The 13,265-nt window shown below is 68.6% G+C and carries 13 protein-coding genes; 8 read left to right on the top strand and 5 right to left on the bottom strand.

Translation table 11 applies throughout. From position 1 onward, the window contains the following. Window positions 1-122: 122 nt before the first annotated feature. Complete coding sequence (locus Q7J39_RS07360) at window positions 123-659, bottom strand: DUF4142 domain-containing protein (RefSeq protein WP_304822162.1); 537 nt, start codon at window positions 657-659, stop codon at window positions 123-125. A gap of 107 nt (window positions 660-766) precedes the next feature. Here Q7J39_RS07360 and Q7J39_RS07355 point away from each other — a divergent pair, with 107 nt between their 5' ends. From Q7J39_RS07355 to Q7J39_RS07335, 5 genes are all read left to right on the top strand, one after another. Continuing rightward, a complete protein-coding gene (locus Q7J39_RS07355) occupies window positions 767-2,119 on the top strand; it encodes an amidohydrolase family protein (RefSeq protein WP_304822159.1) in 1,353 nt (450 codons plus the stop codon). After that, on the top strand, window positions 2,116-3,240 hold the full coding sequence (locus tag Q7J39_RS07350; RefSeq protein ID WP_304822156.1) for a dipeptidase: 1,125 nt from the start codon (window positions 2,116-2,118) through the stop codon (window positions 3,238-3,240). Before Q7J39_RS07355 ends, Q7J39_RS07350 begins: the two co-directional genes overlap by 4 nt. A gap of 4 nt (window positions 3,241-3,244) precedes the next feature. Then, window positions 3,245-3,904 carry an HAD-IA family hydrolase gene (locus tag Q7J39_RS07345; protein WP_304822153.1) on the top strand — a complete coding sequence of 220 codons (660 nt, stop codon included), beginning with the start codon at window positions 3,245-3,247 and terminating at the stop codon, window positions 3,902-3,904. A gap of 125 nt (window positions 3,905-4,029) precedes the next feature. Further along, on the top strand, window positions 4,030-5,682 hold the full coding sequence (locus Q7J39_RS07340; protein ID WP_304822150.1) for an amidohydrolase: 1,653 nt from the start codon (window positions 4,030-4,032) through the stop codon (window positions 5,680-5,682). A 382-nt stretch (window positions 5,683-6,064) separates the two neighbouring features. After that, on the top strand, window positions 6,065-7,108 hold the full coding sequence (locus tag Q7J39_RS07335) for an aspartyl protease family protein (RefSeq protein ID WP_304822147.1): 1,044 nt from the start codon (window positions 6,065-6,067) through the stop codon (window positions 7,106-7,108). A gap of 12 nt (window positions 7,109-7,120) precedes the next feature. Here Q7J39_RS07335 and Q7J39_RS07330 read toward each other — a convergent pair whose 3' ends face one another. The 3 genes from Q7J39_RS07330 to Q7J39_RS07320 form a co-directional block, all read right to left on the bottom strand. Beyond that, on the bottom strand, window positions 7,121-7,840 hold the full coding sequence (locus tag Q7J39_RS07330) for a glutathione S-transferase N-terminal domain-containing protein (RefSeq protein ID WP_304822144.1): 720 nt from the start codon (window positions 7,838-7,840) through the stop codon (window positions 7,121-7,123). A 143-nt stretch (window positions 7,841-7,983) separates the two neighbouring features. Then, window positions 7,984-9,045: a glycine zipper 2TM domain-containing protein gene (locus Q7J39_RS07325; protein WP_304822141.1), complete on the bottom strand. Its 1,062-nt coding sequence runs from the start codon at window positions 9,043-9,045 to the stop codon at window positions 7,984-7,986. Window positions 9,046-9,113: 68 nt separating this feature from the next. Next, window positions 9,114-9,605 (bottom strand): AAA family ATPase, encoded by a 492-nt coding sequence (locus Q7J39_RS07320; RefSeq protein WP_304822138.1) that lies wholly within the window; start codon window positions 9,603-9,605, stop codon window positions 9,114-9,116. A 169-nt stretch (window positions 9,606-9,774) separates the two neighbouring features. Here Q7J39_RS07320 and Q7J39_RS07315 point away from each other — a divergent pair, with 169 nt between their 5' ends. The 3 genes from Q7J39_RS07315 to Q7J39_RS07305 all read left to right on the top strand — a co-directional run bounded on the left by Q7J39_RS07315 (window position 9,775) and on the right by Q7J39_RS07305 (window position 12,868). Continuing rightward, complete coding sequence (locus Q7J39_RS07315; RefSeq protein ID WP_304822135.1) at window positions 9,775-10,755, top strand: RimK family alpha-L-glutamate ligase; 981 nt, start codon at window positions 9,775-9,777, stop codon at window positions 10,753-10,755. Then, window positions 10,752-11,351 (top strand): glutathione S-transferase family protein, encoded by a 600-nt coding sequence (locus Q7J39_RS07310; RefSeq protein WP_304822132.1) that lies wholly within the window; start codon window positions 10,752-10,754, stop codon window positions 11,349-11,351. The genes Q7J39_RS07315 and Q7J39_RS07310 overlap by 4 nt, the downstream gene beginning before the upstream one ends. Window positions 11,352-11,434: 83 nt before the next feature. Continuing rightward, window positions 11,435-12,868: a coniferyl aldehyde dehydrogenase gene (locus Q7J39_RS07305; RefSeq protein WP_304822128.1), complete on the top strand. Its 1,434-nt coding sequence runs from the start codon at window positions 11,435-11,437 to the stop codon at window positions 12,866-12,868. On the opposite strand, the gene Q7J39_RS07300 is transcribed toward Q7J39_RS07305, so the two are convergent. After that, on the bottom strand, window positions 12,865-13,215 hold the full coding sequence (locus Q7J39_RS07300) for an Hpt domain-containing protein (protein WP_304822125.1): 351 nt from the start codon (window positions 13,213-13,215) through the stop codon (window positions 12,865-12,867). The genes Q7J39_RS07305 and Q7J39_RS07300 overlap by 4 nt on opposite strands. Window positions 13,216-13,265: the final 50 nt, after the last annotated feature.

Genomic DNA, 13,265 nt, shown 5'->3' with positions numbered 1-13,265 from the left:
GGGGACCGCGCGGCACGCGTGGTGGAGGGGGCGAGCCCCATCCACGGCGTCCGGTCGCGCACCCTCCACCGCTACGCGGTCCCCCTCCCCCGTAAACGCAGGGAGGAAAGGTAGGCCTGACCCTACCGCCTCGGCAGGGTGTTCACCTCGTCCAGCTGGTCGGCGGCGCGCGCCGCCGTATCCACGGCGTAGTCGCGCAGGATGTCGTTGTCGCCGTCGGCGGCGTAGCTCTGGTGCAGGGCGAGTTGCTCCTGCTGGATGCGTCGCTGCTGGGCGATATAGGTGTCGTCGAAGTCCTTGCCGCTGGTCTGGGTGAGCGCGTCCATCATCGCGCCCTTGACGTTGTCACCCGAGGGCGACGACGGGGGCGGCACATTGGCCTCCTCGGCGGCGGCCAGCAGGGCGTTGGTGGTCATGGTCCCGCTATCGATCATCCGCTCGGCCAGGTCCCTCACCGCCGGATCCTTGGACCGCGACAGGGCCAGCCTGCTGGAGGTGACCTCAAAGGCGTCGGCGGCGAAGGCCTCGTCCACGTAGGACGCGGCGTCGGTGGGGGTCTGGGTGGGTCGGTTGGCGGTGCTGAGCACCGGCTGGGCAAGCGCCGAACTGGCGCAGGCGAGGGCGGCGACCGAGGCCGCGGTGACAAACCATCCACGCATGGGGTTTCCTTCCGTTCAGGGGCGAACTGAAGAGCGGAACCGGCGTGAGGCCGCGAGGTTCCGATTCCGCGCTCGCCCCAGATCGCGCGGGTGGTTATGTCGGTTGCATGATCCTCAAGCTCCTCCTCGCCGCCGGCCTCAGCCTCGCGGCCTTCGCAAGCCACGCCGCCGAGCCGCCCCAGGTCGTCTATCGCGGCGCCCGGGTCATCGATGGGACGGGGGCGGGCCCCACCGCGCCCATGAGCATTCTGGTGAAGGGCGAGCGGATCGAGAAGGTCTGGGACGCCTCCCAGATGGCGCTGAAGCTGCCGCCCGACACCAAGGTGGTGGATGTGACGGGGCTCTACGCCCTGCCGGGCCTGATCAACAGCCACGAGCACCTGGCCACCCCGCCGGTGCGCGCCTTCGCCCAGGCCCAGCTGAAGCGCGACCTCTACGGGGGGATCACCGGCGTCCGCGACATGGCCGATGATCTGCGGCTGGTGGGCGATCTGGCCCGCGAGACCAGGATCGGCGCGATCCCGGGGCCGGACATCTACTACGCCGCTCTCATGGCCGGACCGGAGTTCTTCGACGACCCGCGCACCCATGCGGTCAGCGCCGGCGCCACGCCTGGCAAGACGCCCTGGATGCAGGGCGTCGATGACAAGACCGACCTGACCCAGGCCGTGGCGATGGCGCGGGGGACCTCGGCCTCGGCCATCAAGATCTATGCGAATCTGCCGGGCGACCGGGTGAAGGCGATCACGGCCGAGGCCCACCGCCAGGGCATTCCGGTCTGGGCGCACGGCGCGGTCTTCCCGGCCAGTCCGCAAGAGGTGCTGGACGCCAAGGCCGATGTGATCAGCCATGTCTGCATGCTGGCCTATCAGGCATCCGCCGCGATCCCGGCCGCCTACCACAACCGAGCCGCCGTCGACTATTCGAAGTTCGACAACAAAGACAATGCAGTAATGGCGAAACTTTACGCGCAAATGAAACGCCAGGGCACGGTCCTGGACGCCACCCTGCTGGTCTATGCCGGAATGGACGAACGCGCCGCCGCCCACCCGGAACGGCCCAAGCCCTATTGCAACGCCGACCTCGCCGCCCGCCTGACCAACCAGGCGCTGCGGACCGGCGTGGTGATCTCGGCAGGCACCGACGGCTTCTCCGCGCCCGAGGACGCCTATCCGGACCTGCACAACGAGCTGGAACTGCTGGTGGCCAAGGCGGGCTTCACGCCGCTGCAGGCGATCTCGGCGGCCACCCGGGGCGGGGCGCTGTCGGTCGCCAAGGAGCCGGACTTCGGAACCGTCGCGGCGGGCAAGCTCGCCAACCTGGTGTTCGTGGCCCAGGATCCCAGCGCCGACATCAAGGGCCTGCGATCCGTGGTCCTGACCGTGAAGCGCGGGGTGGATTACCGCCGCGCCGACTATGATCCCCAGAGCGACGCCACGGCGCGCAAGGAGCCGGAATGATCTCGCGCCGCACCACGCTCGCCCTTGCGGCCGGCGCCCTGGCCGCCACGGCGGTGCGTCCCGCGATGGCGGCCAGCGATCCGATCATCGTCAATGCGCTCGGCGGCCTGATCAACCCCAACCGGGCCATCGGCCGCGAAGGTCCGGCGCCGCCCATGGAGGCCGACTTCGACGCCCGCTCCATCGCCGACGCCAAGGCCTCGGGCCTGACCGCCGTGAACACCACCCTCGGCTACGTCTTCGGCCCCGGCGACCCCTATGCGGAGACGCTTCGGAGCCTCGACACCTGGGACGCCATCCTGGCCGCCCACCCCGCCGACCTGATGAAAATCACCAGGGCCGCCGACTTCGCCAAGGCCAAGGCGGACGGCAAGGTCGGGCTGATCTACGGCTTCCAGAACGCCGTCCAGGTGGGCGAGCAGCTGGAGCGGGTCGATGAGTTCGCCGCCCGCGGCGTCCGCGTCATCCAGCTCACCTACAACCCGGAGAACCTCCTGGGCGACGGCTCCATGGCCCCGGCCAATCGCGGCCTGACCGAGCAGGGCCGCAGGGTGGTGGCCAAGCTCAATGAGGCCCGGGTGATGGTGGACCTCTCCCATTCCGGGGAGCGCACCTGCCTGGACGCCATCGCCGCCTCCAAGGCGCCCATCTCCATCAACCACACCGGCTGCCGGGCGCTCACCGACCTGCCGCGCAACAAGACCGACGCCGAGCTGCGCGGCGTGGCCGAGCAGGGCGGGTTCGTCGGCATCTACTTCATGCCGTTCCTCACCCTGGACGGCCACCCGAAGGCGACGGATGTGGTGGCCCACATCGAGCACGCCCTGAAGATCTGCGGCGAGAACCATGTGGGCCTCGGCACCGACGGCTCCATCACCGCCATCGACGACCTGGCGGCCTATCAGGGCGCTCTGGAGAAGGAGATTGCCGAACGCCAGGCCGCCGGCATCGGCGCCAAGGGCGAGCGGGCCGACACCTATCCCTTCGTCGTCGATCTGCGCGGCGTGGACCAGTTCCGCAAGCTGGCGGACCTGCTGGCCGCGCGGGGCGTCAAGCCGCGGGTGGTGGACAAGATCCTGGGGTCCAACTTCGTGGACTACGCCCAGCGGGTCTGGGGCTGAGGCCGTGGCCATCCCGCCCGCCGCGATCCTCTTTGACCTGGATGGCACCCTGGTGGATTCCGAGCCGGGCATCCGGGCGAGCGCGCAGGCCGCGCTGGCGGCCCTGGGGCACGGCGACGTGGAGGTCAGCCTCGACGGCTTGATCGGACCGCCGCTGGACGAGGTCATGGCCCAGGTGCTGGGCCGCTTCGGCGACGACCGTGTAGCCGAGGCCATCTTGGCCTATCGTGCGCACTACGGGGCGGAGGGGTATCTGGCGTCGGAGTTCTATCCCGGCGTTGCAGAGGTGCTGGAGCAATTGGCCGGCACGCCGCTCTACGTCGCAACCTCCAAGCGCACGGTGTTCGCCCGGCGGATCCTCGAGCATCTCGGGAAGAGCGGGGCGTTCGTGGGAATCTACGGCTCCGAGCCCGACGGCGCGCTGGACGCCAAGGCCGACCTCATCGCCGACATCCTGCGCCGCCACGACCTGGCTGCCCACCGCTGCCTGATGATCGGCGACCGCCGGCATGACGTCGTGGGCGCACAAGCGAACGGCGTGGGCTCGGTCGGCGTGCTCTGGGGCTATGGCGACCGCGAGGAGCTAGAGAGCGCCGGCGCCCAACGGATCATCTCCGATCCCGCCGAACTGATTGGCGTCGTGTCTGGCACACCACGCCGCTAGTCGGGCCGCCATCGCAAATCTTGGGCAGGGGTGGGAAAACCCGGCCAAATCGGCGCGGACCATTTCCACACCGCTGGCGATCATGCCTCTATGACGCCAACCAGTCCGGGGGAATCGTCTCGACCATGCGCCTGAAGCTCGCCTGCCTCGCCCTGACCGCCGGTCTCGCCTTCGCCGGCGCCGCACAGGCCGCCGACCTGCTGATCTTCGGCGGCCCGATCTATACCGGCGTCGACGCCCAGCCGAAGGTGGAGGCGCTCCTGATCAAGGACGGCAAGGTGGCCTTCACGGGTTCGCTCGCCGAGGCCCGCAAACAGGCGGGCAAGGCGAAGTCCATCGACCTTGCGGGGGCGACCGCCTATCCGGGGTTCGTCGACGCCCACGCCCACCTGATGGGCATCGGCCTGCGCGAGATGACCCTGAACCTGGAGGGCACGCTCTCGATCGCCGAGATGACCGCCAAGGTGAAGGCCTGGTCCGCCGCCCACCCAGGTTCCCATGTCCTGTCCGGCCGCGGCTGGATCGAGACCCACTATCCGGAGAAACGTTTCCCCAATCGCGCTGATCTCGACGCCGTGGTCGCTGACCGCCCGGTGGTGCTGGGCCGCGCCGACGGCCACGCCATCGTCGTCAATTCGAAGATGCTGGCCCTGGCCGGGATCACCCGCGACACCCCCGATCCGGCCGGCGGTCAGATCCTGCGCGACGCGGCGGGCGAACCTACCGGCATGCTGGTGGACAACGCCAAGGCCCTGGTGACCTCCAAGGTCCCGCCGACCTCGGAGGCCCAGATGCGCGAGGCCGCCAAGCGGGCGGTGGAGCTCTACGCCTCCCGCGGCTGGACGGGACTGCACAGCGTCAGTGTCGCGGCCAGGGACGTGGCGATCCTCAACGACATGGCCGCCGCCGGGACCCTGCCGATCCGGGTCGACAACTTCATGGACCTGGCCAGCCAGGGAACCCTGCTGACCACCGGGCCGTCCGCCGATCCCACCGGCCTGGTGCGGGTGGACGGCATCAAGATGTACATGGACGGGGCCCTGGGCTCGCGGGGCGCGGCTCTGCTTGCGCCCTATGACGACGCGCCGGGGACGGGCCTGCTGCTCACCCCAGCCGACGTGATCGCCAAGACCCTGCAGGCGGCGCGGAAGTCCAAGGCCCAGATCGCCATCCACGCCATCGGCGACCGGGGCAACCGCCTGGTGCTGGACGCCTTCGAGACCGCCTTCGATGGCGATCCCGCCCAACTCCGCGCCGCCCGCTGGCGCATCGAACACGCCCAGGTGATCTCGCCCACCGACATTCCCCGCTTCGCCGACCTCGGCGTCATCGCCTCCATGCAGCCCTCCCACGCCATCGGCGATCTCTACTTCGCGCCGGCCCGTCTGGGAGAGGCGCGCCTCAAGGGCGCCTATGCGTGGCAGGCTCTCTGGGCCAGCGGCGCCCACATGGCCGCCGGCACCGACGCGCCGGTGGAGAAGGGCGATCCCCTTGTTGAGTTCTATGCGGCGGCCTACCGCCACGACCTGAAGGGCTTCGCCGGCCCGAACTGGGGCCTGGACGAGGTGCTGACCCGGCCCCAGGCGCTTTCCATGCTCACCAAGGGCGCGGCCTATGCGGTGTTCCGGGAACAGGACCTCGGCGACCTGGCGGTCGGCAAGGCCGCCGACGTCTCGGTCTTCTCGGTGGACCTGATGACCGCGCCGTTCCCGGACATCGCCAAGGCCCACGCGGTGATGACGGTGGTGGGGGGCAAGGTGGTCTATCGCGCCAAGTAGGTAAACTGGCGTCAGCTTGAACCTTGTGAGTCGGGCGCCCAGGGCCACCTGTCACCCCGTGAGAATGCTGCAACGCCCCTTCGGCGGCGCCGCCTCGTTGATGATCCGCCGCGGCACGGTGGGGTGGGCGGCGTAGGGCGCTGGGACGCTCGCTGGGATCACAATGATAGGTTGACGACTACGCCCCCACCGCGGAGCTTGGCCATAAGACCCGGGGGGCTCCATGACACTTTCCAGACGAGACGCGCTGGCTGGCGCCACGCTGCTGGTTCCAGGCAGCGCAGCCGCGGCCGATGAGGGGGTGACCTATCCCTTCTCCACAACTCGCAACATGGCTTGGTCCTGGGTCCATCTGGACAACAAGGCGCCGGCTCTGCCCTTCATGATCGACACGGGGTCTGGGGGTTTTGCGATCCTGGAGTCAAAGGCCCTGGAGCTCGCCCTCCGCAGGTATGGCAAGGGCTTGGCCCAGGCTGCGGTGGGACGGATCGACGTCCAGATGTACGGAGCGAGTGTCACCCTGGGAGGGGCGGTGGGTGAAACCTGGGTGCCGGTGGCGGGGTTGAACTATCTCCCGCAGCCGATGCAGGGGCTCATTCCCCTGGCGCGCTTTCGGGTCATGGGTATGGACTTCGACGCGGGGCAGGTGCTGATCGCCAGCCGCATGCCCAAGGACCTGAGCGGATACGAGGCCCTGAATCTCGACGCCGGCCGGGGTGCGGACGGAAGTCTGGATCGCATGGGCGCCTACACCAACGACGACAACAACAAGCTGATCAAGGATCATCGGCCGGTCATCGACGCTGAATTCAACGGCGAGCGCATCAAGCTGATGGTGGACACCGGCTCAGCCGGAGGCCTCTATCTGTTTCCCGACTACGTGAAGCGGAAAGGTCTCTGGGACAGTTTTAAGCTTCATCAGCAGGGATCGATACGCACGGTGGCGCAGGCTGCAGACGTCCGGGTCGTTCGCGCCGAGCGCCTGAAGTTCGGGAAACTGGTGTTCGCAAATCCTATCGTCACGCTCGGCGATCCAGCCGACAGCGACCGGGATGGATCGCGGACGGAAGCTGGCCTGATCGGCATGGAACTCCTGCGGCGACTGAACTTCATCTCCGATCCGCAGCGCCGCAAGCTTTGGGTTCGGCCCAATGGCGCGATTGGCGACGGCTATCGGTATGACCGCGCCGGCGCGGAGGTGGCGCTCGCTGACGGGGCTGCCCGCGTCGTGCAGCTGAACCCGGGCTCGGCTGCCGATCGGGCCGGTCTGAAGCTCGGAGACAAGGTGACGGGGTGGCGCGGAAAGGACGGTCTCAACGGCCTGTCCTGGGCGCTCAAAGGCGCGCCGGGATCAACGGTTGAGATTCAGGTGGAGCGGAACGGCCAGAGCCAAATGGTGCCGGTGGTGCTGGAAGAGGTGATCTAGCCGCCCGCGCGCCTAAGGCGCCGGCCGGGCGCGCTGGTTGTAGAGTTGCTTCATGCGACGCTCGCGCTCCTCGGGGGTGACCGTGGCGGGGTCCTCGGGCGGGCCGGCGGTGACCGCCATGCCCTTCACGACGGCCGGCCGCGCGGCCATCACATCGAACCAGCGCTTGAAGTACTTGAACTCCGCCATGTCGATGCCCTGCATTTCCCAGGTCACCGTCCAGGGATAGCAGATCATGTCGGCGATGGAGTACTCGTCACCCGCGATCCAGGGCCGGTCATAGAGCCGGTTGTTCAGCACGCCGTACATGCGGTGGACCTCGTCGTTGAACCGACGCTGGGCGTAGGACTGGTCGCCGTGCTTGGGGTCGACGCGGCTGAAGTGCCCGCGTTCGCCGGTCTTGGGGCCCTGGTTGGCCATCTGCCAGACGACCCACTGGTTGACCTCGTACTTGCCGCGAACGTCCTGCGGCCAGAACCTCCCGTACTTCTCGGCCAGGTACATCATGATCGAGCCTGACTCGAACACGCTGATCGGTTCGCCGCCGCCCGTGGGCTCGTGGTCCACCAGCACCGGCATGCGGTTGTTGGGACCGATCTTCAGATAGGCGTCGGTGAACTGGTCGCCGCGGCCGATGTTCACCGGCACGATGTTGTAGGGAACTCCGAGCTCTTCCAGCAGGATGGTGACCTTCTTGCCGTTGGGGGTCGGCCAATAGTGGAGATCGAGCATATGGCGCCTCGCGCAAATTCAATGTCCGAAGCCTAGGCGCGAGGAGCGCAGCCTCAACCCCACAAAATCTGAAAAGACCCATATGCAAACGGGCCCCCGGCAATGCCGGAGGCCCGCAGCACAATCAGCCGAAGCTGAGGGTCCTAGTAGCCGCGCGGACGGTCGTCGCGGTCGCGACGGTCGGCGCGGATGGAGGCGGCCACGGTGTCCAGCTTGGCCTGGATGATCGCGGCGTCGCGGCGCCCCAGTTGGCCGTTGCGGTAGTGGCGCATGCCACGTTCCTGGCGGCTGATCATGCTGAGCGAACGGTTGGCCTGGGCGGCCTCGGCCCGCGACAGAGTGCCGTCGTTCAAGCCGCGTTGGACACGTTCCTGCAGCCAGGCCTGGCGGCCACGGACATCCATCGGCGAGCCGGCCCAGCCGGAACCCTGCTGATAGGAGGCGTTCTGGCCGTAGCCGCCGGCCGACGGAGCGGTGGCGACCCAGCGGCCTTGACCGTCATAGTAGCCATAGGCTTGGCCCGCGACCCAGCGGCCGTTACTGTTGTAATAGCCCGGCTGAGCGTCGGCGACCCAGGCGCCATTGGCGGCGCGGCGACCGGGGGTGGTCCCCGCGATCCAGCGGCCGTTGGCGTCATAGCGGCCCGTGGCGGGACCGGCGATCCAGCGGCCGTTGCTGTAGTACCCGCTGGCCGAGGCGCCGACCCACTGGCCGTTCACGTCGTAGTAGCCGCCGGCCGAGGCCGGAACGTAGCGACCGTTGCGGTCATAGTAGCCGCTGGCCGAGGCGTTGGTGTTGGCGGCGATCCAGCGGTTCTGGCCGTCGTAATAGCCGTTCGGCGCGCCATCGACCCAACGGCCGTCACGGTCGTAGTAACCCTGGGCGCTGGCCTCGTTCACCGCGTTGGCGTGCCAGGCGCCATTGGTGTCGTAGTAGCCATAGGCGTTCGCGCTGGCGCAGTTGCTGCGCGACTTGGCGATCTGATTGCCGGCGATGGCGCCGCCGATGGCGCCGATCACCGAGCCTTCGGTGCGCGCGCCGTTGCCGGAGACCTGGCTGCCGAGCACGGCGCCGAGACCGGCCCCGATGACCGTGCCGGCGATGCGGTTGTTTTGTTGCTGCTGTTCGCAGGTCTGCTGGGCCAGAGCGAAGGTGGGCAGCAGGGCGGCCGCGGCGATGCCGGCGGCGAGAAGGGTCTTACGCATTGGGGGATCTCCTGGGGACATGTGTCCGTCCGTCGGGTAGCTCAACGCGGCGGCAAGGTGACGGTTCCTCAGGGCCGACCGGCGGCCTGGAACCCCGCCACGAAGGCCGCGATCTCAGCGTCGGTCCGTAGCCGCACCACCGGCGTGGCGGCCCCATACTGAAGCCGCAGCGTCTCGATGCGTGGCCGGTTCTGCCGGTCGAAGCCCCAGATGAACTTCAGCACGGTGAGCAGGTCGCCCGGTCTGTGCATCTCGCCGGTCCGGAAGGTGCGGGTGATAGCCCGCCACGCGCAGGTGAGGCGAGGGCGGTCCAGCCACACCACGAGGTCGGCCCGGGGCATGCGCAGGTCGAAGGTCACCGCGGCGAAGTTGCCGTCGCTGACCCAGGCGTCTTGGGCATGCAAGCTCGCCAGGGTCGCCCGGAAGTCGGAGGTTTCCTGGACGCGACCGCGCCAGATCGCGTCCAGGTCGATCACCGGCGCCCCGGTCTTCGCCGACAGCCGCCGCGCCAGGGTGCTCTTGCCGCTGCCGGCGCAGCCGAGGAGGAGGACGCGAGTCATGTGCCCCAGCCTGGCGCCAGGCCGCCGCCGCCGATAGCCCTGGCGGCCCGGGGGCAGGGAGCTTGCGTCTGGACAAACCCGCCGTGCGGGGCCATCGCTCAGCCGCGTGTGTTTGAAGAGTCTGAGTAAATTGCGGTCTGATCCCGATTTTGGAAGCTACCTCCTGTTCATGGGCATTCCCGATGACCGGATGGTCCGCGCCCAGCAACAGGGCCTGCTCCGGCGGCCCAGCTACACCTTCTTCGGGACCTGCAGCTTCCTGAACTATCTCGACAGCGCGTTCGCTGACGCCCAGGAAATCTGGCTTGGCCCGCCGGCCGGGCCCATCGATCTGCGGATCATGGCGCGGCCGATGGTCAACTACCTGGCCGACCCGGACATCTATGGCGTGGCCCTCGCCAAGGCCGAGCGGATCGTCCGCGCCATGGGCCAGCCGTGTTTCAACAGCCCGGAGGCGGTGCTGCGGTCGGGACGCGAAGCGGTGGCCGCGTCCCTGCAGGGCGTGCCGGGGGTCGTGGTCCCGCGCACCGAGCGCCTGACCGCGGCCGGCCCGGCGGAATTGGCCCGGATGATCGCGGCGCGGCGCATGACCTACCCGCTCCTGGTCCGCCCAGCCGGGGACCACGGTGGCGAGCGCCTGCTGAGGTTCGAGACCGCCGAGGCCCTGGAAGGCCAGGTCGCCGGCTGGCTGTGCCACGCCCCGGTCTACGTCACCGAGTTCCACGCGTTCGCCGACGCCGACGGAGCGCATCGGAAGTACCGCCTGGCGGTGATCGGCGGCCGGATCATCCTTCGCCACGTCATCATCGGGGACAGCTGGCTTCTGCATGCCGACACTCAGGCCGCCGGCACTGAGCCTGATGAGGAAGTCCGGCTGGCGTCCTTCGAGGCCGACCTGCTGCCCAGGATCGCCCCGGCGGTCGCGGAGATCGGGCGTCGGCTGGGGCTCGACGTCTTCGGCATCGACTGCCACCTGGACGCCGACGGACGGATGCTGATCTTCGAGGCCAACGCCTGCATGAATTTCCTGGCGCGCACGGTTCCACCGCCCAATATGTGGGACGCGCCCGTCGAGGCGATCCGGACGGCGCTTCTCGATCTGCTGGCGGACCCGACACGGTGGCGCGGCTCCGCAGGAACGCCGGCATGAAGCTCTATTTCTCTCCCACCTCGCCCTATGCCCGGAAGGTCCGCATCTGCGCCCAGGAGCTGGGGATCGTCCTGGAGGAGATCCTGGTCGGAGCCAATCCCTCGGCCGCCGCCGACCCTGTGCTGGCCGCCGCCAATCCCCTGGCCAAGATCCCCACCTTGGTTCTAGAGGACGGCCGGGCGATCTATGACAGCCGGGTGATCGTCGACTATCTGGACAGCCTGACCGACAGGGCCCTGGCGCCCCGTTCCGGCGACGCCCGCTGGGCGGCCCTGGTGGAGCAGGCGGCCAGCGACGGCATCCTCGATGCGGCCCTGCTCAGCCGCTACGAGCTGGCCATGCGGCCCGAGGCCCTGCGCTGGTCGGAATGGCTGGCGGGTCAGTCTGGCAAGATCGAGCGCGCCCTGGACCTGCTGGAAACCTCCGTCCGCGACGCCGCCAATCCGGGCCTCGGCGACATCTGCGTGGCCTGCGCCCTGGGCTACCTGGACCTGCGCTTCCCCGACATGGGCTGGCGGTCGGGCCACCCGAAGCTGGCCGCCTTCTTCGCCGCCATCTCCGAGCGCCCGTCGCTGAAAAGCACTTTCCCGGCCTGACCCAGCGGCAGGCGAAAAGCCTGCTAAGCTCCGCTCACGGCGGCCGACCAAAGAGCCCGCCGACGACCGGAGGACAGACGACCATGGCCCACGACGCCGCCTCGATGAACGCCCTGCTGGCCAGGCAGAAGGCCGCCCACCTGCGCGATGGCGCGCCCACCGCCGAGCAGCGGATCGCGCGGATCGACCGCTGCATCGGCCTGCTGATCGACAACCGGGCCGCCATTGAAGAGGCGCTGAACACCGACTTCGGCTCGCGCTCTCGGGAGGCCACCGCCTTCACCGACATCGCCGGCTCCATCGGCCCCCTGAAGCACGCTCGCGACAGCCTCACCAAGTGGATGAAGCCGGAGAAGCGCAAGACCACGCCCGCCATCCTGGGCCTGTTCGGCGCCAAGGCCGAGGTCCGCTTCCAACCCAAGGGGGTGATCGGCATCATCAGCCCCTGGAACTTCCCGGTGAACCTGACCTTCGCGCCGCTGGCCGGCGTGTTGGCCGCCGGCAACCGGGCGATCATCAAGCCCTCGGAATTCACGCCCGCCACCTCCGAGCTGATGGCGGTGATGTTCTCCAGCGTCTTCTCCGAGGAGGAGATCGCGGTGATCACCGGCGGGCCGGAGGTGGGCCAGGCGTTCTCGGAGCTGGCCTTCGACCATCTGATCTTCACCGGCGCGACCTCCATCGCCCGCCATGTGATGAAGGCGGCCTCGGCCAACCTCGTGCCGCTCACCCTGGAACTCGGCGGCAAGAGCCCGGTGATCCTGGGCAAGTCGGCCGACATGGCCACCGCCGCGGCCCGCGTCATGAACGGCAAGACCCTGAACGCCGGCCAGATCTGCTTGGCGCCCGACTACGTGCTGGCCCCGAAGGATCAATTGGAGGACTTCATCGGCCACGCCCAGGGCGCGGTGGCCAAGATGTTCCCCACCCTCCGCGACAACCCCGACTACACCGCCATCGTCGCCGACCGGCACTATGACCGCATCAAGGGTTATGTGGACGACGCCCGGGCCAAGGGCGCGCGGATCATCGAGATGAAGCCCGAGGGCGAGGATCTCAGCCAGCAGGAACACCGCAAGATCGCGCCTACCCTGATCATCGATCCCACCGACGACATGAAGGTGATGCAGGAGGAAATCTTCGGGCCGCTGCTGCCGGTGAAGACCTATTCCGGCGTCGATGAGGCCATCGCCTACGTCAACGCCCACGACCGCCCGCTGGGCCTCTACTATTTCGGCGATGACGCCGCGGAGAAGGAGAAGGTGCTGAACGGCACCACGGCCGGCGGGGTGACCATCAATGACGTGATCTTCCACGTCGCCCAGGAGGAACTGCCCTTCGGCGGGGTGGGGCCGTCCGGCATGGGCAGCTACCATGGGGTCGACGGCTTCCGCGAGTTCAGCCACCGCAAGTCGATCTACACCCAGATCAAGAAGGACATCGGCCCGCTGCTGACCATGCGGCCGCCCTACGGTCCAGGCATCCGCAAGTACCTGGCCGGGGCGATGAAGCGCTAACCCCTCGGGGTCTTCAACGACTGCAGCGCCCGCTCGTGGGCGTAGGCCGCGACATCGCTCAAGGCCGCCTGGAGGGCGATGCGAACACTCTCCAGGCGCACCGCGCCCTGTTGCTCGACCACCTCGCAGGCGTCCCCCAGCTGGAACGCGCCGACGCCGCGCGCCGCGCCCTTGATGGTGTGGACGGCGTCCAGCCATCCCTCGCTCGTGGGATCGAGCATCGCCGACCAAAGATTGGCCTGCTCGCGGAACAGGGCGAGGACCTCGTCCACGACGCCCTGATCGCCCGCGGCGAAGCCTTCGAGGTACGCAAAATCCACCGCGCCGGTGAGGTCTCGCCTGGCCAAAAAATTCGTCCCCTTACCCGCCTTGCTTTCAGCGAGGCTTCAAGTATGTT

Source organism: Phenylobacterium sp. (assembly GCF_030651185.1).
In the GTDB taxonomy this organism is placed as follows: domain Bacteria; phylum Pseudomonadota; class Alphaproteobacteria; order Caulobacterales; family Caulobacteraceae; genus Phenylobacterium.
This window is presented reverse-complemented; position numbering and strand designations above follow the sequence as displayed.

What these genes read in the sequence shown, in the direction of transcription:
- Q7J39_RS07360 (WP_304822162.1), bottom strand. Translation starts at nt 659, where the DNA reads ATGCGTGGATGGTTTGTCACCGCGGCCTCGGTCGCCGCCCTCGCCTGC.
- Q7J39_RS07355 (WP_304822159.1), top strand. Translation starts at nt 767, where the DNA reads ATGATCCTCAAGCTCCTCCTCGCCGCCGGCCTCAGCCTCGCGGCCTTC.
- Q7J39_RS07350 (WP_304822156.1), top strand. Translation starts at nt 2,116, where the DNA reads ATGATCTCGCGCCGCACCACGCTCGCCCTTGCGGCCGGCGCCCTGGCC.
- Q7J39_RS07340 (WP_304822150.1), top strand. Translation starts at nt 4,030, where the DNA reads ATGCGCCTGAAGCTCGCCTGCCTCGCCCTGACCGCCGGTCTCGCCTTC.
- Q7J39_RS07335 (WP_304822147.1), top strand. Translation starts at nt 6,065, where the DNA reads ATGATCGACACGGGGTCTGGGGGTTTTGCGATCCTGGAGTCAAAGGCC.
- Q7J39_RS07330 (WP_304822144.1), bottom strand. Translation starts at nt 7,840, where the DNA reads ATGCTCGATCTCCACTATTGGCCGACCCCCAACGGCAAGAAGGTCACC.
- Q7J39_RS07325 (WP_304822141.1), bottom strand. Translation starts at nt 9,045, where the DNA reads ATGCGTAAGACCCTTCTCGCCGCCGGCATCGCCGCGGCCGCCCTGCTG.
- Q7J39_RS07320 (WP_304822138.1), bottom strand. Translation starts at nt 9,605, where the DNA reads ATGACTCGCGTCCTCCTCCTCGGCTGCGCCGGCAGCGGCAAGAGCACC.
- Q7J39_RS07315 (WP_304822135.1), top strand. Translation starts at nt 9,775, where the DNA reads ATGGGCATTCCCGATGACCGGATGGTCCGCGCCCAGCAACAGGGCCTG.
- Q7J39_RS07310 (WP_304822132.1), top strand. Translation starts at nt 10,752, where the DNA reads ATGAAGCTCTATTTCTCTCCCACCTCGCCCTATGCCCGGAAGGTCCGC.
- Q7J39_RS07305 (WP_304822128.1), top strand. Translation starts at nt 11,435, where the DNA reads ATGGCCCACGACGCCGCCTCGATGAACGCCCTGCTGGCCAGGCAGAAG.